The 25,669-nt window shown below is 72.9% G+C and carries 17 protein-coding genes, 1 rRNA gene and 2 pseudogenes; 16 read left to right on the top strand and 4 right to left on the bottom strand.

Features of this window, described 5'->3' with window-relative positions; translation table 11 throughout:
• Window positions 1-212 precede the first annotated feature (212 nt).
• The 3 genes and pseudogenes from rrf (at window position 213) to ACFYOU_RS27120 (ending at window position 2,844) form a co-directional block, all read left to right on the top strand.
• Window positions 213-329, top strand: a 5S ribosomal RNA gene (gene rrf / locus ACFYOU_RS27130).
• 265 nt (window positions 330-594) lie between these two features.
• Window positions 595-1,401, top strand: a pseudogene (locus tag ACFYOU_RS27125) (hypothetical protein); the annotation flags it as partial.
• Between the two features lie 558 nt (window positions 1,402-1,959).
• Window positions 1,960-2,844, top strand: a complete 885-nt coding sequence (locus ACFYOU_RS27120; protein ID WP_391309163.1) for a hypothetical protein — start codon at window positions 1,960-1,962, stop codon at window positions 2,842-2,844.
• 101 nt (window positions 2,845-2,945) lie between these two features.
• On the opposite strand, the gene ACFYOU_RS27115 is transcribed toward ACFYOU_RS27120, so the two are convergent.
• Window positions 2,946-4,247 (bottom strand): DUF1015 family protein, encoded by a 1,302-nt coding sequence (locus tag ACFYOU_RS27115; protein ID WP_391309146.1) that lies wholly within the window; start codon window positions 4,245-4,247, stop codon window positions 2,946-2,948.
• Between the two features lie 71 nt (window positions 4,248-4,318).
• Between ACFYOU_RS27115 and ACFYOU_RS27110 the strand changes: the two genes are divergently transcribed.
• Window positions 4,319-5,371 (top strand): HAD hydrolase-like protein, encoded by a 1,053-nt coding sequence (locus tag ACFYOU_RS27110; protein WP_391309145.1) that lies wholly within the window; start codon window positions 4,319-4,321, stop codon window positions 5,369-5,371.
• 131 nt (window positions 5,372-5,502) lie between these two features.
• On the opposite strand, the gene ACFYOU_RS27105 is transcribed toward ACFYOU_RS27110, so the two are convergent.
• Entirely contained in the window at window positions 5,503-5,850 is a 348-nt protein-coding gene (locus tag ACFYOU_RS27105) for an SCP2 sterol-binding domain-containing protein (RefSeq protein ID WP_391309143.1), read from the bottom strand.
• 42 nt (window positions 5,851-5,892) lie between these two features.
• On the opposite strand from ACFYOU_RS27105, the gene ACFYOU_RS27100 reads away from it, so the two are divergent.
• The 5 genes from ACFYOU_RS27100 to ACFYOU_RS27080 all read left to right on the top strand — a co-directional run bounded on the left by ACFYOU_RS27100 (window position 5,893) and on the right by ACFYOU_RS27080 (window position 11,628).
• Window positions 5,893-6,270: a hypothetical protein gene (locus ACFYOU_RS27100; RefSeq protein WP_389771402.1), complete on the top strand. Its 378-nt coding sequence runs from the start codon at window positions 5,893-5,895 to the stop codon at window positions 6,268-6,270.
• Window positions 6,271-6,277: 7 nt separating this feature from the next.
• Window positions 6,278-7,093, top strand: a complete 816-nt coding sequence (locus ACFYOU_RS27095) for a TlyA family RNA methyltransferase (RefSeq protein WP_389771405.1) — start codon at window positions 6,278-6,280, stop codon at window positions 7,091-7,093.
• Window positions 7,090-7,995, top strand: coding sequence for an NAD kinase (locus ACFYOU_RS27090; protein WP_387006483.1), 906 nt, complete (start codon window positions 7,090-7,092; stop codon window positions 7,993-7,995). Before ACFYOU_RS27095 ends, ACFYOU_RS27090 begins: the two co-directional genes overlap by 4 nt.
• 416 nt (window positions 7,996-8,411) lie before the next feature.
• A complete protein-coding gene (recN, locus tag ACFYOU_RS27085) occupies window positions 8,412-10,139 on the top strand; it encodes a DNA repair protein RecN (RefSeq protein WP_391309161.1) in 1,728 nt (575 codons plus the stop codon).
• Window positions 10,140-10,425: 286 nt separating this feature from the next.
• A complete protein-coding gene (locus ACFYOU_RS27080) occupies window positions 10,426-11,628 on the top strand; it encodes a glycosyltransferase (protein ID WP_391309140.1) in 1,203 nt (400 codons plus the stop codon).
• A gap of 7 nt (window positions 11,629-11,635) precedes the next feature.
• Here ACFYOU_RS27080 and ACFYOU_RS27075 read toward each other — a convergent pair whose 3' ends face one another.
• Complete coding sequence (locus ACFYOU_RS27075; protein WP_391309139.1) at window positions 11,636-13,282, bottom strand: PucR family transcriptional regulator ligand-binding domain-containing protein; 1,647 nt, start codon at window positions 13,280-13,282, stop codon at window positions 11,636-11,638.
• Window positions 13,283-13,375: 93 nt separating this feature from the next.
• Window positions 13,376-15,178, bottom strand: a complete 1,803-nt coding sequence (locus ACFYOU_RS27070) for a glycoside hydrolase family 15 protein (protein ID WP_391309137.1) — start codon at window positions 15,176-15,178, stop codon at window positions 13,376-13,378.
• A 537-nt stretch (window positions 15,179-15,715) separates the two neighbouring features.
• Between ACFYOU_RS27070 and ACFYOU_RS27065 the strand changes: the two genes are divergently transcribed.
• The 7 genes and pseudogenes from ACFYOU_RS27065 (at window position 15,716) to ACFYOU_RS27035 (ending at window position 25,668) form a co-directional block, all read left to right on the top strand.
• Window positions 15,716-17,374: a CTP synthase gene (locus ACFYOU_RS27065; protein WP_385495223.1), complete on the top strand. Its 1,659-nt coding sequence runs from the start codon at window positions 15,716-15,718 to the stop codon at window positions 17,372-17,374.
• A gap of 142 nt (window positions 17,375-17,516) precedes the next feature.
• On the top strand, window positions 17,517-18,143 hold the full coding sequence (locus tag ACFYOU_RS27060; RefSeq protein WP_391309134.1) for an NUDIX domain-containing protein: 627 nt from the start codon (window positions 17,517-17,519) through the stop codon (window positions 18,141-18,143).
• A gap of 216 nt (window positions 18,144-18,359) precedes the next feature.
• A pseudogene (locus ACFYOU_RS27055) lies at window positions 18,360-20,384 on the top strand (AAA family ATPase); the annotation flags it as partial.
• A gap of 751 nt (window positions 20,385-21,135) precedes the next feature.
• Window positions 21,136-22,251, top strand: a complete 1,116-nt coding sequence (ald, locus tag ACFYOU_RS27050; RefSeq protein WP_391309132.1) for an alanine dehydrogenase — start codon at window positions 21,136-21,138, stop codon at window positions 22,249-22,251.
• Between the two features lie 432 nt (window positions 22,252-22,683).
• Window positions 22,684-23,850 carry a ParA family protein gene (locus tag ACFYOU_RS27045; RefSeq protein ID WP_387006462.1) on the top strand — a complete coding sequence of 389 codons (1,167 nt, stop codon included), beginning with the start codon at window positions 22,684-22,686 and terminating at the stop codon, window positions 23,848-23,850.
• On the top strand, window positions 23,835-24,515 hold the full coding sequence (locus ACFYOU_RS27040; protein WP_391309129.1) for a hypothetical protein: 681 nt from the start codon (window positions 23,835-23,837) through the stop codon (window positions 24,513-24,515). Before ACFYOU_RS27045 ends, ACFYOU_RS27040 begins: the two co-directional genes overlap by 16 nt.
• Window positions 24,516-24,561: 46 nt before the next feature.
• Window positions 24,562-25,668 (top strand): segregation/condensation protein A, encoded by a 1,107-nt coding sequence (locus tag ACFYOU_RS27035; protein ID WP_391309127.1) that lies wholly within the window; start codon window positions 24,562-24,564, stop codon window positions 25,666-25,668.
• Window position 25,669: the final 1 nt, after the last annotated feature.

Here is a 25,669-nt window from a genome sequence, read left to right as displayed (position 1 = left end):
GTTGATAGGCCAGATATGGAAGCCGGGTGACCGGTGGAGTTGACTGGTACTAATAGGCCGAGGGCTTGTCCTCAGTTGCTCGCGTCCACTGTGTTTGTTCTCAGACAACGAACAGTTGTGCTGGTTGAACGGCATCACTAATCAATTGAAGAGTGTGCTTGTTCGCTGAGCCCTGTTCGAACCCCGTTGTATGACGGGGTGACTGATAGGGTTTCGGTGGTCATAGCGTGAGGGAAACGCCCGGTTACATTTCGAACCCGGAAGCTAAGCCTTTCAGCGCCGATGGTACTGCAGGGGGGACCCTGTGGGAGAGTAGGACACCGCCGAACAATCTTTGAGGACCCCTGGTCCCAGCGTTCATGCTGGGACCAGGGGTCCTTTTTTGTTTTTCCGAGGAGCGGCGGCCATACGGCTGCGCGAGAATGACTGCGGTACCGAAGACAGGAGTCACCGATGTCCACCAACTCTCCCGACGACCGTCCGGAGCGAGACCAGCACCGGAGGGACAGCGGCGACCGAGGGGGACACCGCGGCGGACCCCGGCGTGACAACGACCGTGGTGGGGCCGGCCGACGGGACGACTGGGGCCGAGGCCGCGATGAGCGAGGCCGCTCCTCCGATCGTGATCGTGGGGGCGACCGTCGTGATGACCGGTCGGGTGGTGAGCGTGGTGGGCGTCCGCCCTTCCGCCGCGATGACCGGGACCGCGGCGGCGACCGTGGTGGGTTCCGTCGCGATGACTCGCGCCCCGGTGGCGACCGTGGCGGCTTCCGCCGTGATGACTCCCGTCCCAGCAGCGACCGCGGCGGGTTCCGTCGTGATGGGGACCGTCCGACCCACCGTCGCGACGACGACCGCGGTGGGTTCCGTCGCGATGACTCCCGTTCCGGTGGTGACCGTGGTGGGTTCCGTCGTGACGACTCGCGTCCCAGCGGCGATCGTGGCGGGTTCCGTCGTGACGATCGTCGGGATGACCGTGGGCGTGATGGTGGTGACCGTCCGTCGTTCCGTCGTGACGACTCGCGTCCCGGTGGTGACCGCGGCGGCTTCCGTCGTGATGACCGCCGCGACGACCGTGGGCGTGACGGCGACCGCGGCGGTTTCCGTCGCGATGACCGTCGTGATGACCGGTCGGGTGGTGAGCGTGGTGGGCGTCCGCCCTTCCGCCGCGATGACCGGGACCGCGGTGGTGACCGTGGTGGGTTCCGTCGTGATGACTCCCGTCCCAGCAGCGACCGCGGCGGGTTCCGTCGTGATGGGGACCGTCCGACCCACCGTCGCGACGACGACCGTGGTGGCTTCCGCCGCGATGACTCCCGCCCCAGTGGTGACCGTGGTGGGTTCCGTCGTGACGACTCGCGTCCCAGCGGCGATCGTGGCGGGTTCCGCCGTGACGACCGTCGTGACGACCAGAACCGCGGTGGCTTCCGTCGTGACGATTCCCGTTCCGGTGGTGACCGTGGTGGGTTCCGTCGTGACGACTCGCGTCCCAGCGGCGATCGTGGCGGGTTCCGTCGCGATGACCGTCGTGACGATCGTCGGGATGACCGTGGGCGTGATGGTGGTGACCGTCCGTCGTTCCGTCGTGACGACTCGCGTCCCGGTGGTGACCGCGGCGGCTTCCGTCGTGATGACCGCCGTGACGACCGCGGGCGTGACGGCGACCGCGGCGGGTTCCGTCGCGACGACCGTGGGCGCGATGACCGGGACCGTGGTGGTGACCGTCCGTCGTTCCGTCGTGACGACTCGCGTCCCGGTGGTGACCGCGGCGGGTTCCGCCGTGACGACCGCCGTGACGACCGTGGGCGCGACGATCGCGCACGCGGACCGCGGCGGGACGACACCCGCGGGCGGCCCGGTGGGTACGGGGGCCGCGACGATCGGCGCGGCGATGACGACCGCCGGGGCGGCAGCCGGTTCCGCGAGGACCGTGAGCGTGACCGCGAGCCGATCAAGCGGCTGCCCATCCCCGAGGACGTGACCGGCGAGGAGATCGACAAGGACGTCCGACAGGAGCTCCAGAGCCTGCCGAAGACGCTCGCCGACGACGTCGCGCGCAACCTCGTGATGGTCGCCCGTCTGATCGACGAGGACCCCGAGGCGGCCTACGCCTACTCCCGGATCGCCCTGCGCCTCGCGTCCCGGGTCGCCGCAGTCCGTGAGGCGGCCGGGTTCGCGGCCTACGCCAGCCAGAAGTACACCGAGGCACTGGCCGAGTTCAGGGCCGCGCGGCGGATGACCGGCAACGTCGAGCTGTGGCCGCTGATGGCCGACTGCGAGCGTGGCCTCGGGCGGCCCGAGAAGGCGCTCGACATGGCCGGGGCCCCCGAGGTGCAGAAGCTCGACAAGGCGGGACAGGTCGAGATGCGTCTCGTCGCGGCGGGTGCCCGGCGCGACCTCGGACAGCTCGACGCGGCCATCGTGACCTTGCAGAGCCCGGAGCTGGCTTCGCACTCCGTTCAGCCGTGGACCGCTCGACTGCGTTACGCCTACGCCGACGCACTGCTCTCCGCAGGGCGCGAGGACGAGGCACGCGAGTGGTTCGCCAAGGCCATCGAGTCGGACAAGGACGGAACGACCGACGCTTCGGACCGGCTCGCGGAGCTGGACGGTGTCGAGTTCGTGGACGCCCTGGACGAGAGCGCCGAGGCTGCCGAGGACACCGAGAGCTCAGCGGTGGACGATGACCTGAACGACGAGGACGTCCCCACCGCGGCCAGCGACGAGGACGAGGACACGGACGAAGACACGGAGGACGACGCCGACGCCATCTCCGACGTCGACGCCATCGAGGAGCGTAGCGACGAGTCCGGTGCCGAAGGCGGGACGCGGGACTCCGAGTGACGTCCGGTAGGACCTGCGTCCGCACCGGGACGTGAAGCAGAGGGGGGCGGATTCTTCGGAATCCGCCCCCCTCCTGCGTGCGGTGCCCGCCGGGTGGTGGGTCAGAGGCCGAGGTCGCGCAGCACCAGCCCGGTGGCGGGCTTCGGTCCGAACGAGGTCGACTTGCGCGGCATCGTGACGCCCTGCTGGGCGAGTTCCCGAACGACGTCCTCGTGGACGGGGTGCAGGAGGACCGCCGTTCCGCCGTCCCGTTCCGCCTTGGCCACGGTCGCGGCGGTGTCGTGGATGTAGGCGATCTGCTCGGGGCTGTCGGGGACGCCCCACACGTGGTCCAGCAGGACGGAGTGCAGCACCGTCGCGTCGAGTCCGCGCCAGGCCGCGGGCCGGTCTCCCGGGACCGTCCGGGCCAGCAGCCCGGGGTCGGGCCGGTCCACCAGGTGGAAGGCTCCGTCGCCGGTCAGTAGGAACGCGTTGCCCTCAGCCGTCGCCGCACCGAGCGCCGCCATCGCCTGGTCGAGGGGCCCGGGGACGGTACGCACCCGGAAGTGCCCTTCCAACGCGGTGAGGGCCCGGGCGACGGGGAGCCGGTGGAGGAGCCGGTGGATGGCGCGGACCCGCAGGGGGTAGCGGACGGTGTCGACCAGGAGGACCAGACCGTGGTCCCAGGGACTCGGCGAGGGGTGTGCCGTCCGGAGGCGCAGGTAGGTGGCCCAGCGGTGGTGGCCGTCCGCGATGAGGGCCTGGTGACGGAGCAGGTCCGCGCGGATCTCCTTGATCTCTCCCGGGGCGGTGACGGACCACAGGCGGTGCCGCACACCGTCCTCCGTGGTCGTCGTCAGCAGCGGGTCCCGCTCGCTCACGCGATCGATCACGGTCGCCGTGCCGCCACCGCCGTCCGCGTCGCCCCGGTAGGTGAGGAGGAGGGGTTCTAGGTTGGCGTTCGTCGCCAGCATCAGGGCCGCACGGTCGGCCACCACGGGGTCCATCACGTCCTCGTGGGGCAGGACCACGCCCTCGGACGCCTCGGACAGGCGCAGCGCACCGATGACGCCCCGCTGGAGGTGGTCGCCGTGGTGCTGTTCGTACACGTAGAGGCCGGGTACCGGGTCGGCGGCGAGGACGCCGTCCGACAACCAGCGGCCGAGGGTGTCGGCGGCGCGCTCGGTACGGGCGGTCGGGGACACGGCTTGGGGCAGGATCAGCCGGACGATGTTGTGCGGGTCGGCCGATTCCAGGTGGTGCAGTCCGTCCGGGCGCACCACGACGTCGTACGGGGGAGAGGTCACCGCGGCCAGGCTGCCGACCCGGTCGGGGACGTACCGCACGCCCCGGAAGGGTGCCAGGTCCAGGCCCCGGGCCGTCTGGTCGTCCGGCTGAGGTCGCCCGCTACCCGCGTCATCCATTGGGGCATCGTAAGTCCGCTTCCGGTGTGGGGGATGATCGGGGGAGTACGACCGACGAGGAGCGATGCGCGATGAGTCAGACCACCAGGACCCGGCCGGCGGCCAGCGGACGCCCGCTGAGCGGGGCGTACGACACCGCGCTCTTGGACCTGGACGGGGTGGTGTACGCCGGCGGCAGCGCCATCGCCCACGCCGTGGAGGCGTTGGACGCGGCGCGCACGGGCGGCATGCGGCTCGCCTATGTGACCAACAATGCGTTGCGCACCCCGGACGCGGTCGCCGTCCACCTGACGGAACTGGGCATACCGACGGCGGCCGCGGACGTCATCACCTCGGCGCAGGCGGTGGCCCGTCTCATCGCCGACGAGGTGCCGGCGGGCGCGCGGGTGTTGGTCATCGGGGGCGAGGGCCTGCGCGTCGCGCTCCGGGAGCGGGGACTGACGCCGGTGGACTCGGCCGACGACGACCCGGTGGCGGTCGCGCAGGGCTACGGCGGACCGGACCTGCCGTGGAGCCGATTCGCCGAGGCGAGCTACGCGGTGGCGCGCGGGGTGCCCTGGTACGCGTCGAACACGGATCTGACGATCCCCAGCGGGCGCGGCATCGCGCCGGGCAACGGCGCGGCCGTGGAGGTCGTCCGGATCGCCACGGGAGCCGAGCCGAAGGTGGCGGGCAAGCCGTTGCCCCCCATGCACCGCGAGACCGTCCTGCGGACCGGCGCCCGGCGTCCGCTCGTCGTCGGGGACCGACTGGACACCGACATCGAAGGCGCCTTCAACGGGGACGTCGACTCGCTGCTCGTCCTGACCGGGGTGACCGACGGGGCCCGTCTGCTCGCCGCGCCGCCGGCCCACCGGCCCACGTACGTCGACGCGGACCTGCGGGGTCTGCTGACCGGACAGCCGCAGGTGACGGCCGTGGACGGGGCCGGGCCGGTCGCCTTCCGGTGCGGGGCCTGGACCGCTTGGGCCGGACCGGAGCGGCTGGAGGTTTCCAGCGAGGACGACGTGTCGGCCGGGGCACTGGACGGGCTGCGCGCCCTGTGCGCCGCAGCGTGGACCGCTGCCGGTGAAGGTGTCTGCGAGCTGGACGGTGAGAAGGCACTGGCCCAGGTGGGGTTGTGAGCGGCCGGGCGGAGTGACCTGCCGCTCCCGGGGCCGTCCGTCCGCCGACCCGGAACGTCGTACGCGGTGGTGCGGTCCGTGTACGACGTCCGGGGCCTCAGAAGGTCCGGGAGCCGTGGACGTCGGGGGGCTCAGAGCAGGGTGCGCAGGCGCAGCAGGTCCTTGAGGCCGGCCTCCAGCTTGACGCGACCCGAGGCCCACGCCTTGGCGAAGTTCAGCCGGCCGTCGACCAGCGCCACCAGGTCGTCGCCCGCCATCGTGAGGCGGATCTGCGCCCGCTCCGGGGGCCGTCCGCGCACGGTGTCCAGCACCTCGATCCGGCCGCCTCCCAGGCGCCCGACGAACGTCGTGTCGAGATCCTTGATGTGGCAGGTCAACGAACGGTCCAGCGCCGCCACGGCGCGGGCGCCGCCGTCCGTGGTCGCCAGATTGTCCGAGAGTTTGTCGAGTGCGGCACGGCACTCCTCGATCGTCGCCATCGTGACCGACCGTACCCCACTCCTTCGGGGTAGCGTCGGGGCATGAGCAGCGACTTTGCGCCTCGTTCGGTACCCGGGCCGCCGGATCCCACGGTCGGTTCCGGTGGGCTCCCCGGTGCGCCGGGCCCGTCTTCCCGGCCCGAGGGCCGGGTGCAGGACCCGGAGTTCCGGGCTCCCGGAGCACCGGCAGACCCCGTGCCGCTCGGCGTCGACCGCACGGCCACCGGGCACCCGGGGGTCGATGCCCGGCTCGGTCGACTGGCCGACGTCGACCACCTCGCCACCGACGGTCATCTGGAGGTGTACGAGGATGTGCACCGGGGCCTGCGCGACACGCTGACCGCACTCGACGACCGCACCGGCCCACCGGCCCCCGCACCCCAGCGGGAACCGGCACCCTCGTACGACCACAGGAGCTGAACCGAACGTGGCAGGAGTGGCACGCCGCCGACTCGACGCCGAACTGGTCCGCCGCAAGCTCGCCCGCTCGCGCGAACACGCCAGTCAGCTGATCGCCGCGGGGCGGGTCACCGTCGGTGGCGGGATCGCGATCAAGCCCGCCACCCAGGTGGAGACCAGCGCCGCCATCGTCGTCAAACAGGACGACAAGGATCCCGAGTACGTCTCGCGCGGCGGACACAAGCTCGCCGGGGCGTTCGAGGTCTTCGTACCGCAGGGGCTGGTCGTCAGGGGACGGCGCGCACTCGACGCGGGGGCGTCCACGGGCGGCTTCACCGATGTGCTGTTGCGTGCGGGGGCCGCTCATGTCGTCGCCGTCGACGTCGGGTACGGGCAACTGGCGTGGTCCCTCCAGAGCGATGAGCGGGTCACGGTCAAGGACCGCACCAACGTGCGTGAGTTGACGGTGGAGGCGATCGACGGGGTGCCCGTGGACCTGGTGGTGGGGGACCTCTCCTTCATTCCGCTCGGTCTGGTGTTGCCCGCGCTCGCGCGCTGCGCCGCACCGGACGCGGACCTCGTCCTGATGGTCAAGCCGCAGTTCGAGGTGGGCAAGGAGCGGCTGGGCAGCGGAGGCGTGGTCCGCAGCCCCGAACTGCGTGCCGAATCGGTGCGCCAGGTGGCCCGACAGGCAGCCGAACTCAATCTGGGCGTAAGGGGAGTTACCGCCAGCCCGCTGCCCGGGCCGTCGGGGAACGTCGAGTACTTTCTGTGGCTGCGGGCCGGGGCACCCGAACTCGATCCCGCGGACGTTGACCGTGCAGTGGCGGAAGGACCGCGTTGACACAGAGCCGAGTTCGTACCGTATTCCTCCTGGCGCACACCGGGCGGCCCGCCGCCATCCGTAGCGCCGAACTCGTGGTCCAAGGGCTGCTGCGCGCCGGGCTGCGGGTGCGCGTGCTGGAGGCGGAGGCCACCGACCTGCCGTTGCCCCCGTCGGTCGAACTGGTCCAGGAGGCGACGCCGGCCTCCCTCGACGGGTGCGAGCTCCTGATCGTGCTCGGCGGTGACGGGACCCTGTTGCGGGGAGCCGAGTTCGCCCGTGCGTCCGGGGTTCCGATGCTCGGCGTCAACCTCGGCCGGGTCGGCTTCCTCGCCGAGGCCGAACGCGATGACCTGGACAAGGTCGTCGACCGGGTGGTGACCCGTGCGTACGAGGTCGAGGAGCGGATGACGATCGACGTCGTCGTGCACCGCAACGGCGATGTCGTGCACACCGACTGGGCGCTGAACGAGGCGGCCGTCCAGAAGGTCTCCCCGGAGCGGATGCTGGAGGTGGTCCTGGAGGTCGACGGGCGGCCCGTCACCGGCTTCGGTTGCGACGGCATCGTCTGTGCGACGCCGACCGGCTCCACGGCGTACGCCTTCTCCGCGGGCGGGCCCGTGGTGTGGCCGGAGGTCGAGGCGCTGCTCATGGTGCCGATCAGTGCCCATGCGCTCTTCGCCAAGCCCCTGGTGACCTCCCCGAACTCGGTGCTCGCGGTGGAGGTGCAGCCGCGGACCCCGCAGGGCGTCCTGTGGTGCGACGGTCGGCGCACCGTCGAACTGCCGCCCGGTGCCCGGGTCGAGGTGCGGAGGGGCGCGGTGCCCGTGCGTCTCGCGCGGTTGCACCACGCGTCGTTCACCGATCGGCTCGTCGCGAAGTTCGCCCTGCCCGTCTCGGGGTGGCGGGGCGCACCGCAGTGACCCCCGCCCCCGGCCGTCCGCGTCTCCGTCCGCCTCCCCGCCCGGGGCGGGGCGGCGTACGGGGGACCGGTGGGCCGTTCGGGCCGGGTGCGTGTTCATGCGTTCCAGACTGCGGTCCGGCCCGGCCCCCTCACCATGAGGTGCGCCGCACAACCTGACTGAGGAAAACCGCAGTCCGTCCCCCGACGCCCGGGGCGCCCGGGTGTCCCGGACGTCCCGGGCGTCGGCTTCGCGCGGATCGTGCCGCCCGCCCGGGCCACTCCCAGGGGTGACAGCCGCTTCACCGACGGCATTCGTCGCCAGCGGGTTCACCAGCAGGTTCACCAGCGTTTTCACCTGCGGGTTCGGCGAACCGGGGCGGGGGCCGTCGCACACCGGGGCCGAGACCTCGTAAGGTCGTGTCCGTGTTGGAGGAGATGCGGATACGGTCGCTCGGGGTCATCGACGACGCGGTGGTCGAGCTGTCGCCCGGCTTCACCGCCGTGACGGGCGAGACCGGCGCGGGCAAGACGATGGTGGTCACGAGCCTCGGCCTGCTGCTCGGCGGGCGCGCGGACCCGGCCCTGGTGCGGATCGGCGCGAAGTCGGCGGTCGTGGAGGGTCGCATCAGCGTGCCCCCGGGCGCTGCCGCGGTGACCCGCGCGGAAGACGCCGGGGCGGAGGTGGACGACGGCGTGCTGCTGGTCAGCCGTACCGTTTCCGCCGAAGGGCGGTCCCGGGCCCATCTGGGCGGGCGGTCCGTCCCGGTCGGACTGCTCGCGGAACTCGCCGACGACCTCGTCGCCGTCCACGGACAGACCGACCAGCAGGGGCTGCTCAAACTCTCCCGCCAGCGCCAGGCACTCGACCGGTACGCGGGCGACGCGGTCGCCCTGCCGCTGGCCCGGTACGCCACCGTCTACCGTCGGGTGCGGTCCCTCACCGGGGAACTCGACACGCTGACCACCCGGGCCCGGGAACGCGCCCAGGAGGCCGACCTGCTGCGGTTCGGCCTGGACGAGGTCGCCGCGGTGTCGCCCCGGGCGGGCGAGGACGTCGAACTCGCCGCCGAGGCGGAGCGGCTCGGCCACGCCGAGGCGTTGGCCTCCGCGGCGACGGCCGGCCACGCCACCCTCGTCGGGAACCCGGAGGACCCGGAGGGCATCGACGCCGCCACCCTCGTGGCGGGCGCGCACCGCGCCCTGGAGGCCGTCCGCTCCCATGACCCCGCGCTCGCCGACCTCGCCGACCGGATCAGCGAGATCGGCATCCTCGTCGGTGACGTCGCGGGCGAACTCGCCGGGTACGCCGGCGACCTGGACGCGGACCCGCTGCGACTCGCCGCGGTCGAGGAGCGGCGCGCCGCCCTCGGGCTGCTCGCCCGCAAGTACGGCGGCCCCGAGCAGGACGTCGCGTCCGTGCTGGTCTGGGCGGCGCAGGGCGCGGCGCGGCTGCTGGAACTCGACGGGGACGACGACCGGATCGGCGAGCTGACCGCGGAGCGCGACGTGCTGCGGGTGGAGCTCGCGGGCCTCGCGGGTGCCCTCACCGCCGCCCGGCAGGAGGCCGCCGCCCGCTTCGCCGCCGCCGTGACCGCCGAACTGGCGTCGTTGGCGATGCCCCACGCCCGCGTGCACGTCGACCTGCGACAGACCGACGACCCGGACGGCGTCGAGGTCGGGGGCCGCACCGTCGCGTACGGGCCGGCCGGCACCGACGAGGTGGAACTGCTGCTGGCACCGCATCCCGGAGCCCCGGCCCGGCCCATCGCCAAGGGCGCCTCCGGCGGTGAACTGTCCCGGGTGATGCTCGCCGTGGAGGTCGTGTTCGCCGGTACGGACCCGGTGCCGACGTACCTGTTCGACGAGGTGGACGCGGGGGTCGGCGGCAAGGCGGCGGTGGAGATCGGGCGGCGGCTCGCACGGTTGGCGAAGTCCGCGCAGGTCGTCGTCGTCACCCATCTGCCCCAGGTGGCGGCCTTCGCGGACCGGCAGCTGCTGGTGGAGAAGACCAGCGACGGTTCGGTCACGCGTTCCGGGGTGAAGGTCCTGGAGGGCGAGGAACGCGTCCGGGAGTTGTCGCGGATGCTCGCGGGGCAGGAGGACTCCCAGACGGCCCGCGCCCATGCGGAGGAACTCCTCGCCACTGCCCGCGCGGACGCCTGAGCGGATCGCCGGCGGCCCGCGCGGCCCCCGAACGGAGAGCCGACCGGGGGCGGGACCGGGGCCGGGCGGGGCGGACGGTGCGGGGCTCGCCGGCCGCACCGGTGGCCGGGGGCGACGGGCGGCACCTGAAAGGGTGAACGTGTTCGGCGTGACCTCGACGTCGCCACCTCCCGGAGTCGAGCAGTGACGGAACGCTCGTACGGGATGGCATCCTTGGCGCGGCACCTCTTTTCCGACGACCCGCCCCCGACGACTTGCTGTACGTTCCGTCGTGTTCCCCCGTGACATGGCCCCTGGGGCCGTCACCAGCCGAAACAGGAGTTCCGCCCCGGTGATCAGCCCCGTGTCCCACGGCCAGACGCCCTTGCGCACCGTGCAAGTGCTCGGCGGTGGGAGCACGGAGAGCGGTGCGCACGTGCACGCACTGACGGCGGGATTGGTCGCGCGGGGCGTACGGGTGACCGTGTGCGCCCCCGCGGAGGTGGGCAGGGCGTACGCGTTCGACTCCGTGGGCGCCCGGCAGGTGCCGTTGCCGCGCCGGGGCGATCCCGCCTCCGTGGCGGCGCTCCGGGCGATCTGCGCGCAAGCGGACCTGGTGCACGCCCACGGACTGGGCGCCGGGCTGCGGGCCGCGCTCGCGCTCAGCGGCTGGCGGTTGCCGCTCGTCGTCACCTGGCACGGGCGGGCCCCCACCCGGGGTGCGCGGGCCCGGGCCGTGCGGCTGCTGGAACGCCGGGTGGCGAGGTCGGCGTCCGTGGTGCTCGCCACCTGCTGCGACTTAGTGGACAGGGCCAGGCACCACGGCGCCCGGGACGCCCGGCTCGCGGCGGTGGCGTCCCCCGTGCGGCGGCGGACGGCCGACGGGGGAGTGCACTCGCACGAAAGGGACGAGGCGGACGAGGCCGACGTCGCACCGCAGAAGGCGCGCGCGGAGCTCGGCGCCGTGGAACGACCGCTGTTGGTCGCCGTGGGACCGCTGGACCGACACCAGGGGTACGACACGGTGTTGGACGCCACGCACGCATGGACGGGGCTCGACCCCGTACCCCTCCTGGTGGTCGCGGGGGAGGGGCCCCTGAGGGGTGCGCTCCAGCGGCGGATCGAGAGGGAGTCGCTGCCCGTGCGGCTGCTCGGGCGGCGGGACGACCTGGCCGCCCTGCTCACCGGCGCGGACGCCGCCCTGTCGGTCAGCCGGTGGGAGGCGCGGTCCGTGGTGGCGCAGGAGGCGCTGCGCGCGGGGGTGCCGTTGGTCGCCACCGCGGTCGGCGGGACGCCCGAACTGGTCGGCGCAGCGGCGGAGCTCGTTCCCTACGGCGACGCGGTGGCCCTCGGGGAGGCCGTCGTCCGGGTACTGGCGGACGGCACCCGGCGCGCCTGGCTGCGGGAACGGGGCCTGGCGCAGGCGGCGACCTGGCCCACCGAGGACGAGACGGTCGCCCAGGTGCTCAGCGTCTACGACGAGTTGACCCGGCCCCTGCTGCTGCGCTGACACCCGTTCACCCGAGGTGCCGGCGGGCCCTGAGCGCCAGGCTCAAGGCCAGGACGGTCTGCGGGTCGTCGAGGTCGGTGCCGAGCAGCTCACCGATCCGGGCCAGCCGGTTGTACAGGGTCTGGCGGTTGAGGTGGAGTTCACGGGCCGTCTCCGCCTTGCGACCCGCGTGCGCGAGGTAGCTCTCCAGGGTCGGCAGCAGCGGGGGTTTCGCCCGGCCGTCGTGTTCGCGCAGCGGGCCGATGGCCCGGTCCACGAACGCCGCGAGGTCCGGGTGTTCGCGCAGGCGCCACAGCAACAGGTCGATGTCGAGGCGCCGGGCGTCGTACCAGGGGCGGTCGTCGAGCCCCTGGGCGGCGGTCGCCGTCTCCGCCGCGTGCCGCAGACCCGCGGCGGCGGCCGCCCAGCCGCCCGCCGCGCCGACGACCACGATCGGCGTCCTGGTGCCCGCGTGGTGGAGCCCGGCCCGTTCGACGCCCGCCCGCAGGGCCGCGGCGATCCGGTCGGCGACCGCCTCCCGTTCCTCGGCGGCCCGCGGGGCGACCAGCAGCGGCACCCGGCCCTCCACCGGCCGCACGCCCAGCAGCACCGGCACGCCCACCGCGGCGACCTCCTCGGCGACCGCGCGGGCCAGCACCGCCCAGCCGCCGCCCGTACCGAGCCCGCCGCCCTCCGGCAACCGCATCACCACCGGCACCAGCGGGGCGTCCCCGGGGCGGAAGCCGAGCACCCGGGCCTGGCCCGGGGCGTCGGCCGGCGTGATGCGGCCCTCGGCGAGGTCGGCGAGGAAGTCGCCGCGCCCGCGGGCCGTGAGTTCCTCCTCCTGCCGGGCCTGCATCAGGACCACGGCGAGGGAGTCCGCGGCGCGTTCCACCGCGATCCGGTGCACGGGCGCGGGCGCGGCGGCCACCGGCAGCACCACCAGCCGGGCCCGCGGTGCGCCGGGGCCCGGGCCGGCGCCGGGCACGTCCACCACGACGGCACCGACCGGCGGGCCCTGGGTGCGCGCGGGGCGGGCACCGCGCAGCTTCTCCCACACCTGGAGCGGGTCGGTGCCGCCGGTGTCCGGGCCGGCGGCGTACAGCAGGCGGCCGTCGGGGGTCTCCAGGAAGACCGGGTTGCTGCTGAACCCGGCGAGGATGCGCAGCACGCGGGGGACCCCGCCGCCGTCCAGCAGGGCCCGGGTGCAGCGGTGCGCGACCTCCTCGGCGCGTTGGAGGAGTGCGTAGTGCCCGTTGACGATCTCGGTGTGGACCTCCTCGGTGACCGTCACGAAGGGGACCTCGCGGTGCAACTGGACCAGGGGCAGCCCCACCGTGCGCGCCGTCTCGACCAGGGGGGCGGGGAGGACGGTGAAGCGGGGGCCCAGTTCGACGACGAGGGCGGCGATGCCCCGCTCGGCGAGCTCGCGCACGAAGGCCCGCTGCTCGGCGGGCCGGGTACCGAGGGCGAGACCGGTGGTGAGCAGCAGTTCGCCGCCCTTGAGCAGGGAGGCGATGTGGGGCACCTCGCCCGCGTGCACCCAGCGCACGGTGCGGTTCAACCGGTCGGCGCAGGCGACCACCTCGGGGAGCCCGCCGCGCAGGCCCGGTAGTTCGAGTGCCCGCCGTACGGTGATTCCGCCCTGGGTGCCCGACCCGTCCTGACTGTCCATGCTGGGACGCTACCCGCCCGTCGGCGGGCCCGGTATCCGGGCCCGCTCCGGGGCGGGGGCCGCCGTCCGCGGACGGCGGCCCCCACGGTCCGGCTAGCCGCCGTAGGCGCCCGAGGCGGTGAGCCGCAGGGCGGTGTCGATCAGCGGAACATGGCTGAAAGCTTGCGGGAAGTTGCCGACCTGACGTTGCAGACGGGGGTCCCACTCCTCGGCGAGCAGGCCGAGGTCGTTGCGGAGGGCGAGCAGCTTCTCGAAGAGCTTGCGGGCCTCGTCCACCCGGCCGATCATGGCGAGGTCGTCGGCGAGCCAGAAGGAACAGGCGAGGAAGGCGCCCTCGTCCCCTTCGAGGCCGTCGACGCCGGCGTCCTCGCCCGAGGTGGGGTAGCGCAGGATGAAGCCGTCGGAGGTGGACAGCTCGCGCTGGATGGCCTCGATGGTGCCGATGACCCGCTTGTCGTCGGGCGGCAGGAAGCCCATCTGCGGGATGAGCAGCAGGGACGCGTCCAGCTCGCGGGACCCGTACGACTGGGTGAACGTGTTGCGTTCCTTGTCGTAGCCCTTCTCGCAGACGTCGCGGTGGATGTCGTCGCGCAGCTGGCGCCAGCGCTCCACGGGGCCCTCGACGTCGCCGGACTCGATGAGCTTGATGGTGCGGTCCACGGCCACCCAGGCCATGACCTTGGAGTGGACGAAGTGGCGGCGCGGTCCGCGGACCTCCCAGATGCCCTCGTCGGGCTCCGACCAGTGCTTCTCCAGGTAGCCGATGAGCCGTAGCTGGAGCAGGGAGGCGTAGTCGTTGCGGGCCAGGCCGGTCATGTGGGCGAGGTGGAGGGCCTCGGTGACCTCGCCGTAGACGTCCAGCTGGAGCTGGTGGGCCGCTCCGTTGCCGACCCGGACCGGGGTGGAGCCCTCGTAGCCGGGCAGCCAGTCCAGTTCGCTCTCGCCGAGCTCCCGCTCGCCCGCGATGCCGTACATGATCTGGAGGTTCTCCGGGTCGCCGGCAACGGCGCGCAGCAGCCACTCGCGCCAGGCGCGGGCCTCCTCGCGGTAGCCGGTGCGCAGCAGCGAGGAGAGGGTGATGGCGGCGTCGCGCAGCCAGGTGAAGCGGTAGTCCCAGTTGCGGACGCCGCCGATCTCCTCGGGCAGGGAGGTGGTGGGGGCGGCGACGATGCCGCCGGTGGGCGCGTAGGTGAGCGCCTTGAGGGTGATCAGGGAGCGGATGACGGCCTCCCGGTAGGGGCCGTGGTACGTGCAGTGTTCGACCCACTCGCGCCAGAACTCGGTGGTCGCCTCCAGGGACGCCTCCGGGTCCGGACGGGACGGGGCCTCGCGGTGGGACGGCTGCCAGGACAGGGTGAAGGCGACCCGTTCCCCGGCGGCGACGGTGAAGTCCGAGTAGGTGGTCAGGTCCTCGCCGTAGGTCTCCGCGTCGGTGTCGAACCAGACCGAGTCGGGGCCCGCGACGGCGACCGTGCGGTCCCCCACGCGGTGCACCCAGGGCACGATCCTGCCGTAGGAGAAACGCATCCGCAGGGCGGAGCGCACGGGAACGCTGCCCGTGACGCCCTCGACGATGCGGATGACCTGGGGGGCTCCGTCGCGCGGCGGCATGAAGTCCGTCACGCGGACCGTGCCCTGCGGGGTGTCCCACTCGGACTCCAGGACGAGCGAGTCGCCCCGGTAGGTGCGTCGGGTCGCCGCCGGCGGCGGCTGATCGGTGTCGTGGGCGGGACCGAGCCGCCAGAAACCGTGCTCCTCGGTTCCGAGGAGGGCCGCGAAGACGGCGTGGGAGTCGAAGCGGGGCAGACACAGCCAGTCCACCGTGCCGTCCCGGCAGACCAGGGCGGCGGTCTGCATGTCCCCGATGAGTGCGTAATCCTCGATGCGCCCGGCCACGTGCAACTCCAGTCGAACGGCCGCCGGCCGCGGCCCCGAGCGGGGCTGGCCGTGCGGTCAAGATGATCCAGTCATGGGCGTGCCGACGGGCTCGTGGTACCGGGGACGGGCTGGGGTGGTGCCGTTTTGCCGGCCTGGCTCGGCAGCAATGTCCGACGAGGATACGACGCGCTCAGGGGTTGCGGGTCCCGCTCAGGTGAACGCATTTGCGCCAAGCGAGTGAGCCCCGGGGACGTCTCGTACCACCGTGGTGCACGCGGTACGAGGGTTCGGTGGTGCTCTGGTGACGGCGCCGCCACCGGAACGGCACCGACGGTTTCCTCCGCGGCCCCTCCGCGGTCGCCCGGGCGCGCACCGTGGCTGGGCGCAGTCGCCCGGGGTCGCTGATACGCTGGTACCCCGTGGACCGGTGGGCTCGTGGGAGTCCGCAGCGACAGCGACGAGACCCCCGAACCGCAGTGCAGGCACCACCCGATTCTTCCGGGCCGGGCGCCGATCCGCATCTCAGACAGCGACCACGGGAGCCCCCTCTTGGCCATGCCGAATCGATCCGCGACGTCCCCGACGACCAAGCACATCTTCGTCACCGGAGGTGTCGCCTCCTCCCTCGGCAAGGGCCTGTCGGCCTCCAGCCTGGGCGCGCTGCTGAAAGCGCGGGGTCTGCGGGTCACCATGCAGAAGCTCGACCCCTACCTGAACGTCGACCCCGGGACGATGAACCCGTTCCAGCACGGTGAGGTCTTCGTCACCAACGACGGCGCCGAGACCGACCTGGACATCGGGCACTACGAACGCTTCCTGGACGTCGACCTCGACGGCTCGGCGAACGTCACCACCGGACAGGTGTACTCGCAGGTCATCGCCAAGGAGCGACGGGGCGAGTACCTGGGCGACACCGTCCAGGTGATCCCCCACATCACCAACGAGATCAAGCACCGCATCCGCCGGATGGCGACCGACGACGTGGACGTCGTCATCACGGAGGTCGGCGGCACGGTCGGCGACATCGAGTCGCTGCCGTTCCTGGAGACGGTCCGCCAGGTCCGCCACGAGGTGGGTCGGGACAACGTCTTCGTCGTCCACATCTCGCTGCTGCCCTACATCGGCCCCTCGGGCGAGCTGAAGACGAAGCCGACCCAGCACTCCGTGGCCGCGCTGCGCAACATCGGCATCCAGCCCGACGCGATCGTGCTGCGCGCCGACCGGGAGGTGCCCGTCGCGATCAAGCGGAAGATCTCCCTGATGTGCGACGTCGACGAGGCCGCCGTCGTCGCCGCGATCGACGCGAAGTCGATCTACGACATCCCCAAGGTGCTCCACACCGAGGGCCTGGACGCCTATGTCGTCCGCAAGCTGGACCTCCCGTTCCGCGACGTGGACTGGACGCTCTGGGACGACCTGCTCGACCGCGTCCACAACCCCGACCACGAGGTCAACGTCGCCCTGGTCGGCAAGTACATCGACCTGCCCGACGCCTACCTCTCGGTGACCGAGGCGCTGCGCGCCGGCGGCTTCGCCAACAAGGCCCGGGTGAAGATCAAGTGGGTCACCTCCGACGACTGCCGGACCCCCGCCGAGGCGGCCCGCCAGCTCGGTGACGTGGACGCGATCTGCATCCCCGGCGGCTTCGGCGACCGCGGCGTCAGCGGCAAGGTCGGCGCGATCCAGTACGCCCGCGAGAACAAGGTGCCGCTGCTCGGCCTCTGCCTCGGCCTCCAGTGCACGGTCATCGAGGCGGCCCGCAACCTCGCGGGCATCGCCGACGCCAACTCCACCGAGTTCGACGCGGCCACCGGTCACCCGGTGATCTCCACCATGGCCGAGCAGCTGGACATCGTCGCCGGCGAGGGCGACATGGGCGGCACCATGCGCCTGGGCATGTACCCGGCGAAGCTGGCCGAGGGCTCCATCGTGCGCGAGGTGTACGACGGCAAGGAGTACGTCGAGGAGCGCCACCGCCACCGCTACGAGGTGAACAACGCCTACCGCGCCGAGCTGGAGAAGAAGACCGGGATCCAGTTCTCCGGCACCTCCCCGGACGGCAAGCTCGTGGAGTACGTCGAGTACCCGCGCGAGGTGCACCCCTACCTGGTGGCGACCCAGGCGCACCCCGAGCTGCGGTCCCGTCCCACCCGCCCGCACCCCCTGTTCGCGGGCCTGGTCAAGGCGGCTGTGGAGCGCAAGACCGCCAAGTAGCCGGCGGCTCGGGCCCGCCCCCACCGGGGAACCCGGGGGCCGGCCGGCACCGACGATCACAGGCGATACGGTGAACAACCGGGGCGCGTGCCTTCACGGCACGCGCCCCGTTCGTTCGACACGGCGCAGGAGGAACACGGCGATGACCATCAAGGACACCCCCGAGGAGTGGGAGATCCGGGCGAGCGACACCCCGTTCACCGGCAACAAGACCTCGGTCCGCACGGACGACGTGGTCATGCCCGACGGGACCGTCGCCCGCCGCGACTACCAGGTCCACCCCGGCTCGGTCGCGGTCCTCGCCCTCGACGACCAGGACCGCGTGACGGTCATCAGCCAGTACCGCCACCCCGTACGGCAGCGGCTGTGGGAGATCCCCGCCGGCCTCCTCGACGTCCCCGGCGAGAACCCGCTCCACGCGGCGCGCCGGGAGCTCTACGAGGAGGCCCACGTCAAGGCCGAGGACTGGCGGGTCCTCACCGACGTCTACACCACGCCCGGCGGCTGCGACGAGGCCGTGCGCATCTTCCTCGCCCGCGACCTGTCCGAGGCCGAGGGCGAGCGGTACGCCGTCGAGCACGAGGAGACGGACATGACGATCACCTCCGTACCGCTCACGGAGCTCGCCCGCGGGGTCCTCGCCGGGGAGCTCCACAACAACTGCCTGGTCGTCGGCGTGCTGTCGCTGGTCGCCGCCCGCGCCGGGGACGGCCTCGACGCGCTGCGCCCCGCCGAGGCCCCCTGGCCCGCCCGCCCGTTCGAGGGCTGACGCCCGCCCGGGGCGGTGTCCCGCCGCCCGGGTCCGTCGGACCCGGTACCGCCCCGCACCCGAACGGCCCGATCGGCAGATGATCCGATCGGGCGACCTGCGCGCCCCACCCGCCGTGCTCCCCGGCGATCGTCGCAGAGCGTGAACTAGGCTCTGAAAGCACCCCGTCCGGAGCCCCGGCGGGCACCTGCGCGCAGTGGAACGGGAGTGTGGCCCGTGACGGACCAGGCGGTGGACACCAGCGGTACCGGGCTGTCCGCGGACGGACGGCCCCGGGCGTCCGCGACCGCCCCCACGGACAGTCAGTTCCTCGGTCGTACGAGGGAGTTGAAGGAACTCCGGGCCGACATCGAACGCGCCGGACTGGACACCCTGGCGGGCACCAAACCGCCCAGCGCCCGCGCCCTGCTCATCGCGGGCCGCCCCGGTTCCGGGCGCACCGCGCTCGCCGAGGAACTCGTGCGCCAGGTCGCCCACCGTTACCCCGACGGGGTGCTGCGGGCCCGGCTCGCCGACGCCGACGGCACCCCGGTGCCCACCGAACGGGTCGCCCGCGTCCTGCTCGACTCCCTCGGCGCCCCCGCACCCGCGGGAGCGCCCGCCGAGGACCTCACGGCCGATCTGCGCGCCGCCCTCGCCGACCGTCGCGCCCTGCTCCTCCTCGACGGCGCCACCGACGCCGAACAGGTCGACGAACTCCTCCCGCCCGCCCCGCACAGCCTGCTGCTCGCCGTCACCGAGGGCCCGCTGACCGGCCTCGCCGACGTCCGGCCCTGCACCCTCGGCGGTCTCGACACCAAGTCCGCGGTGGAACTCCTCACCCAGTGGACCGGCTCGGTCCGCGTCACCGTCGACCCGTACGCCGCCGAAGGGCTGGTCGAGGAGTGCGGCGCCCAACCCGCCGCACTCGTCCTCGCCGGCGGCTGGCTCGCCGCCCGGCCCAAGGTGTCCGTCGCCGACCTCGCCAAACAACTGCGCGCCCGGGCCGACGACGGCCCCGCCCTCACCCGGGTCTTCCTGCACGCCTACGAGGCACTGCCGGCCCCCTCGGCCCGGATACTGCGACTGCTCGGCCTGACCCCCGACGGCCTCGCCGATCCGCACACCGCGTCCGCGCTCGCCGGCTGCTCGGTCTCCGCCGCCCGCGCGCTGCTCGACGACTTCACCGCGCTCGGGATGCTGCGGCGCCTGCCCTCACCGCTCCCGCAGTACCGGGTGCCCGACTGCCTGGTCCCGCTGCTGCGCACGCTGCGCGAGACCAAGGACCGGCCGGGGGAGATCCAACTCGCCCGGGCCCGGATGCTGGAGCGCACGGTGCGCCTCCTCCAGTCCTGCCGGGCGATCACCCAGACCGACGACGCCCTGGCGCAGAGCCGGCTCGCCGGCCTTCCGCGGGCCCTGCGCTTCCCCACCCCCCGGGCCGCCGCCGACTGGCTGCGCATCCGACGGCCCGCCCTGCTCGCCGCCGCCCGCGCGGCCGTCGCCGACGGCGAGCTGGACACCCTCGCGCGGCGGCTGATGGCCGCACTGACCCGTGCGCTCGTGGCGCACGAGGGCGCCGTCTCCGCCGCCGCCGACCTGTACGGCATCCACCAACTCGTCCTGGACGTCGCCGAGCGCCGCGACCTGCCCCGGGAAGAGGCCGCCGCCCTGCTGAACCTCGCCGACCTCGACGCCCAGACGGGCCGCACCCGGGAGGCGCTGGTCCGCTACCGGGCCGCGCTGGACGCCGGACGTCGGGCCCGTGACCCGTACGCCACCGGACGGGCCATGGAATCCGTCGGCGGCGCCCATCAGGAACTCGGCGACTGGTACCGGGCGGCCGACTGGTACGGGCGGGCCCTCGCCCAGCGGCTGGCCCGCGACGAGCGGGAGGACGCGGCCCGCCTGCACGGCCGGATCGCCGGGGTCCAGACCTACGCCGGCCGCTACGGGGACGCCATGCGCAACTGGCGGTCGGCGATCTCCGGTCACCGCCGGGCCGGCGACACGTCCGCGGTGGCGCGCGCGCTGAGCGAACTGGCCCGGGTGCAGGAGTACGCGGGCCGCCCGGAAGAGTCGTTGCGCACCTGCCGCGATGCGGTGGAGTGGGCCCGGCGGGCCGAGGACGTCCGGCTCCAGGCGGCGTTGCAGCTCCGGCTCGCCGACACGCTGGACCGGCTCGGCGAGTCCTCCGCCGCCCGGCTGCACCGCAGCGCCGCGGACCGGATGCTCGGGGAGGACCCCGATGGCCCCGAGACCGCGTACGGTCCGGTCCGGCGCGGTGCCGGACCGGACGGCGGAAGTGCGGACGCCGGCGACGGCACGGCGCCCTCCGCCGCACCCCCGGCAGCCCCGGCCTCCCCCTCCGCCCCGACCCCTACCCCGCCCTCTGGCCCGGCCCCGGCCCCTGGCGCTGCCCCGGCCTCCGGCCCGGCTTCTGCTCCGGCTTCTGCTCCGGTGCCTGCCACCGCCTCGGCGTCGGCTTCGGCACCGCCCCCCGGAGACCGTCCCCGGGCCATCGACGTCGACACGGTCGGGGCCGGTACTGGTACGGGGGACGCGGTGCTGGTCGTGGGCGGGGTGCACCCGGCGGACGCGGACCCCGTCGAACGGCCGCAGGACCCGGCCGGCCACCCCGCGACGGATTCCGGTCCGCGGCTCGCGAAGGCCGAGGGCCGGCCGTCGACGGACCGCCGCCCGGCGCCCACCGCGGCCGAGCGGCGCGCCCCCGCCCGGCCGGGGGCCGGCGACGAGCCCCCCGTGCGCCCCGGCAAGGGGCCCGCCGGAACGGCCACGGCGAATGATCCTTCAGAGGAAAACAGCGCCTCAGCCTACGAAATCCGTAGTGCACCCGGAAAGGATTGATGCTTTGGAAGGCTAGACAGCGACAAATCCTTCATTAGACTGGCTCTGCCCGCGTGTTTCGTGGTGCCTTCCGGTATGCCCGTGTGCATCCGGGTCCGTAGTGCGTTGCCCCGAAAACCCTCTGAGCCAAGGACCGTGATCGACGATGAAGGTCGGCATCCCCCGCGAGGTCAAGAACAACGAGTTCCGCGTCGCCATCACCCCCGCCGGAGTCCACGAGCTGGTCCGCAACGGCCACCAGGTCGTCATCGAGCGGAACGCCGGAGTCGGGTCCTCCATCACGGACGCCGAGTTCGTCGCCGCCGGTGCGGCGATCCTCGACACGGCCGACGAGGTCTGGGCCGCCGCTGACCTGCTGCTGAAGGTCAAGGAGCCCATCGCCGAGGAGTACCACCGCCTCCGCAAGGACCAGACGCTCTTCACGTACCTGCACCTCGCCGCCTCCAAGGAGTGCACGGACGCCCTCGTGGACTCCCGCACCACGGCCATCGCGTACGAGACCGTCGAGCTGCCGAACCGCGCCCTGCCGCTGCTCGCGCCGATGTCCGAGGTCGCCGGCCGCCTCGCCCCGCAGGTGGGCGCCTACCACCTGATGCGCCCGAGCGGCGGTCGCGGGGTGCTGCCCGGCGGGGTCCCCGGCGTCGCCGCCGGCAAGGCGGTCGTCATCGGTGCCGGCGTCTCCGGCTGGAACGCCGCCACCATCGCGATCGGCATGGGCTTCCAGGTCACGCTGCTCGACCGGGACATCAACAAGCTCAAGGAGGCCGACAAGGTCTTCGGCACCCGGATCCAGACCGTCGTCTCCAACTCCTTCGAGCTGGAGAAGGCGTGCCTCGACGCCGACCTCGTCATCGGTGCCGTCCTCATCCCTGGCGCCAAGGCTCCCAAGCTGGTCACCAACGAGCTGGTGTCGCGCATGAAGCCGGGAAGTGTTCTTGTCGACATCGCGATCGACCAGGGCGGCTGCTTCGAGGACTCGCGCCCCACCACGCACGCCGACCCCACCTTCCCGGTGCACGGTTCGGTCTTCTACTGCGTGGCCAACATGCCCGGCGCGGTGCCGCACACCTCCACCTACGCCCTGACCAACGCGACGCTGCCCTACATCGTGGAGTTGGCCAACCACGGCTGGGTCGAGGCGCTGCGCCGTGACCCGGCGCTGGCCAAGGGCCTCAACACGCACGACGGCAAGGTCGTCTACCGCGAGGTCGCCGAGGCCCACGGCCTCGACCACCTCGAACTCGCCTCCCTGCTGGGCTGAGTCCCGGCTCCCGCGCCGCGCCCGGCCCGGCGGTCGGGAGCGCGGGACGCCGCCGGTCAACGGGCGACGCCCAAGCTCACGCGTACGGCCGGACCTTGTCGACAAGGTCCGGCCGTACGTATGTCGATTTTCGGGTCGATGTGGATCGCGCCACTGTGCGAACCGCACGGTCGTGTTCGTACACGGCGTGTCGACATCGTGCTCAACTCGCCTCGAACGTAACCCTTTAACCGATTCGCACACCCGGGAAAGACGTCGACGGCACGCCGTACGCCCTTGACAGGGGCGGGTTCCGATGCCGACACATCGTGTCGGGTCCGGTGGATTGTGTTGCTGCGGAGCGGTGACACGCCATAGAGTCGCCAAACGTCGGCATGGTGCCACGCTGACCTATCTAGAAGTTTCCTGGTCACCAAGGAGGTAAGACGACTTGTGAATGAGTCGACATTTACTCCCGGGGGTGGTCAACCAGGGGCCCCCGTACGGGGCCGGGGCCCCTCGGGGTTCGAGGCTGTCGGCTCGGTCGCTGTCCGCACCTTCGCAGCCCACCAGCAGAGTCCTCAGCGGATTCAGACAGCACACCAGAGCATGGATGGCCCTTACGTGAACGCCATGGCCGGCGGCCGAAGCGGCGACAGCCACTTCGCCGACTACGACGACCTGCCCGAAGGGCACTTCTACGACCCGGACGCGGAGTACGAGCCGGACCCGGAGTACGCGGCCACGCTCGCGCCCGACGCGGCGCGCCAGCGGCGCGAGCGGATCGGCCCCACCGGCCGGCCGTTGCCGTACTTCCCGATCCCGGGCCCGCTGACCGAGCACGGACCCGCGAAGATCATCGCGATGTGCAACCAGAAGGGCGGCGTCGGCAAGACCACGTCGACCATCAACCTGGGTGCCGCGCTCGCGGAGTACGGCCGCCGGGTCCTCCTGGTGGACTTCGACCCGCAGGGTGCCCTGTCGGTCGGCCTCGGGGTGAACCCGATGGAGCTGGACCTCACGGTCTACAACCTGCTCATGGAGCGGGGGATGGCCGCGGACGAGGTGCTCCTCAAGACGGCCGTCCCGAACATGGACCTGCTCCCCAGCAACATCGACCTGTCCGCGGCCGAGGTGCAGTTGGTCTCCGAGGTGGCCCGCGAGTCGACGCTCCAGCGGGCGCTCAAGCCGCTGATGGCCGACTACGACTACATCGTGATCGACTGTCAGCCCTCGCTCGGCCTGCTGACGGTGAACGCCCTGACCGCGGCGCACAAGGTGATCGTTCCCCTGGAGTGCGAGTTCTTCGCGCTGCGCGGAGTCGCCCTGCTCACCGAGACGATCGAGAAGGTCCAGGAGCGGCTGAACCCGGAGCTGGAGCTCGACGGCATCCTCGCCACCATGTACGACTCCCGCACCGTGCACAGCCGTGAGGTGCTGGCCCGGGTGGTCGAGGCGTTCGACGACCACGTCTACCACACCGTGATCGGTCGGACGGTGCGCTTCCCGGAGACCACGGTCGCGGGTGAGCCCATCACCACGTACGCGTCGAACTCCGTCGGTGCCGCCGCCTACCGTCAGCTCGCCAGGGAGGTGCTCGCCCGGTGTCACGCCGAGTGAGTCTGCCCGGAGCCGACGAGCTGTTCCGCACCACCGGGGGGACGGCGCTCCAGGCGTCCTCCCCCCGGCGCCCGGCGGGCGGTGAGCCCCGGGTGCCGCCGCCGACCGCCGCCGGCGACGAGGCCGCCGTCGAGGAGACGGCCCCCGCGCGCCGGTCGGCGGCCCCCGTCCCCGGGCGCCGGGAGGCGCCGGCACCCGCCGACGGGGAGGACGAGCACACGGTCGCGGAGGCCGATGCGGCCGACTCCCGCACCCGGACCTCCGAACGCGGCACCGAGCGGTCCTCCGACGCCGTGGACCAGCCCCTCGTACGCCCCGCCGCACGCCGTGCGGCTCCGGAGGGCACCGCCGCCGCGCCGAGCGGGTCCACGGGGTCCGCACGGGGAGCACAGGCGGGCGCCGCCGCGGCCGGGGCGTCCCGGCGGCGGGGCCGGTCGGCGACCCGGCGGCCCAGCGGCCGGGAGCGGCACGACGAGAAGATCACCGTGTACGTCTCCGCCGAGGAACTGATGGACCTGGAGCACGCCCGACTGGTGCTCCGGGGCGAGCACGGGCTCGCGGTGGACCGGGGGCGGATCGTGCGGGAGGCGGTGGCCGTGGTGCTCGCCGACCTCGAATCGCGCGGTGACGCGAGCATCCTGGTGCGGCGGCTCCGTGGGCGCTAGCCCTCGACGGGGGCGACGCGTTCTGGGTAAGGGCCCCGGGGGCGGGGTGGGGACCACGGCGGAACCGACCGGGTCCGCGGACACGGGTTCCGAGCAGTCCGTACGGTCCGAGCAGCCGGTATCTGCCGGGCAGTCCGTACGGTCCGAGCCGGCCGAGCAGCCCCGACCAGCGGACGGGCTCCGGGCGGGCACGGGTGACAACGACCACGACGCCGGGACGAGCACGGCTCCCCGGACGGAGCCCGACACGGATCGGGCATCCGACGGGACCACCGCAGCCGCGGGTGACGGTGGGTTCCAGGTCCGGCTGGCGAACTTCGAGGGTCCGTTCGACCTCCTGCTGCACCTGATCTCACGGCACCGACTGGACGTGACCGAGGTGGCGCTGTCCACCGTCACCGACGAGTTCATGGCGTACATCCGGCGCCTGGGGCCCGACTGGGACCTGGACGAGACCACCGAGTTCCTGGTGGTCGCGGCGACCCTGCTCGACCTCAAGACGGCCCGGCTGCTGCCGACCGCCGTGGTCGAGGACGAGGCGGACCTCGCCCTGCTGGAGGCGCGTGACCTGCTCTTCGCGAGGCTGCTCCAGTACCGCGCGTACAAGCAGATCGCGGACCTCTTCGGCGACCGCCTGGAGCACGAGGCCCGGCGCTGGCCGCGCACCGTCGGCCTGGAGCCGCACCACGCCGAGCTGCTGCCCGACGTGGTGATCGGCATCGGCGCCGAGGGGTTCGCACGGCTCGCCGTGAAGGCGATGCAGCCGAGGCCCGAGCCCGAGGTGTACGTCGACCACATCCATGCGCCGCTGGTCAGCGTGCAGGAGCAGGCCGTGGTCGTGGTCGCACTGTTGCGCGAGCGGGGCCGGGCGAGCTTCCGGGAACTGATCGAGGGCACCGAGGACACGCTCACCGTGGTGGCGCGGTTCCTGGCCCTGCTGGAGCTGTACCGGGAGAAGGCCGTGGCGCTCGACCAGGAGCGGGCGCTCGGCGAGCTGGTGGTGAGCTGGACGGGCGGTGACGGGGACGGCGGGCCCCGGGTCACCGACGAGTTCGACCGGCCCGCGACGGACCCCGAACGCGGCGGTGCGGACCGGGACGACACAGGTGCCGGACAGCAGCCCGGCACCCGGACGGCGGAGAGTGCGGCGTGAA

It is taken from the genome of Streptomyces sp. NPDC005955, from assembly GCF_042871255.1.
In the GTDB taxonomy this organism is placed as follows: domain Bacteria; phylum Actinomycetota; class Actinomycetes; order Streptomycetales; family Streptomycetaceae; genus Streptomyces.
The sequence above is the reverse complement of the archived record's forward strand: the minus strand, read 5'-3'. Positions and strand labels throughout refer to the sequence as shown.

Excerpts from the sequence above, each read along its gene's own strand:
- ACFYOU_RS27075 (WP_391309139.1), bottom strand. The coding sequence starts at position 13,282 with ATGGACAGTCAGGACGGGTCGGGCACCCAGGGCGGAATCACCGTACGG.
- ACFYOU_RS27065 (WP_385495223.1), top strand. The coding sequence starts at position 15,716 with ATGCCGAATCGATCCGCGACGTCCCCGACGACCAAGCACATCTTCGTC.
- ACFYOU_RS27110 (WP_391309145.1), top strand. The coding sequence starts at position 4,319 with ATGAGTCAGACCACCAGGACCCGGCCGGCGGCCAGCGGACGCCCGCTG.
- ACFYOU_RS27105 (WP_391309143.1), bottom strand. The coding sequence starts at position 5,850 with ATGGCGACGATCGAGGAGTGCCGTGCCGCACTCGACAAACTCTCGGAC.
- ald (WP_391309132.1), top strand. The coding sequence starts at position 21,136 with ATGAAGGTCGGCATCCCCCGCGAGGTCAAGAACAACGAGTTCCGCGTC.
- ACFYOU_RS27080 (WP_391309140.1), top strand. The coding sequence starts at position 10,426 with ATGGCCCCTGGGGCCGTCACCAGCCGAAACAGGAGTTCCGCCCCGGTG.
- recN (WP_391309161.1), top strand. The coding sequence starts at position 8,412 with ATGCGGATACGGTCGCTCGGGGTCATCGACGACGCGGTGGTCGAGCTG.
- ACFYOU_RS27115 (WP_391309146.1), bottom strand. The coding sequence starts at position 4,247 with ATGGATGACGCGGGTAGCGGGCGACCTCAGCCGGACGACCAGACGGCC.
- ACFYOU_RS27060 (WP_391309134.1), top strand. The coding sequence starts at position 17,517 with ATGACCATCAAGGACACCCCCGAGGAGTGGGAGATCCGGGCGAGCGAC.
- ACFYOU_RS27100 (WP_389771402.1), top strand. The coding sequence starts at position 5,893 with ATGAGCAGCGACTTTGCGCCTCGTTCGGTACCCGGGCCGCCGGATCCC.